Source organism: Gordonia sp. GN26, assembly GCF_054823965.1.
The window spans coordinates 1-448 of sequence record NZ_JSYC01000108.1 but is presented as its reverse complement, the minus strand read 5'-3'; the positions used below and the strand labels follow the sequence as shown (position 1 = coordinate 448).

Annotated in this window: 1 pseudogene; it reads left to right on the top strand. The window is 63.4% G+C overall.

Annotated features, from left to right (window positions below):
• Positions 1–448, top strand: a pseudogene (locus OK17_RS18590) (ABC transporter ATP-binding protein); the annotation flags it as partial.

The following is a 448-nucleotide window of genomic DNA, read 5'->3' as shown; positions in this document are numbered from 1 at the left end:
TGTGCGACGAGCCGGACTCGGGTCTGGATCCGGTTCGTACGGCTTACATCTCGCAGCTGTTGATCGACATCAACGCCCAGATCGACGCCACGATCCTGATCGTGACGCACAACATCAACATCGCGCGGACGATCCCGGACAACATCGGCATGCTCTTCCGCAAGGAGCTGGTGATGTTCGGTCCGCGTGAGCAGCTGCTGACCTCGGAGCAGCCGGTGGTCAAGCAGTTCCTCTCCGGTGACCGGTTCGGTCCGATCGGCATGTCCGAGGAGAAGGACGAGGCCGTCCAGAAGCAGGAAGAGGCCATGCAGGCCGCGGGTATCTCCGGTGGTGGTACCAAGGAGGACTTCACCGAGATCATCCCGCAGGTCCAGCCCAATCCCGGTATGCCCGAGCGCAAGGCGATCGCCCGTCACCGCGAGCGCGTCCACGCGATGCTGCCCGACCT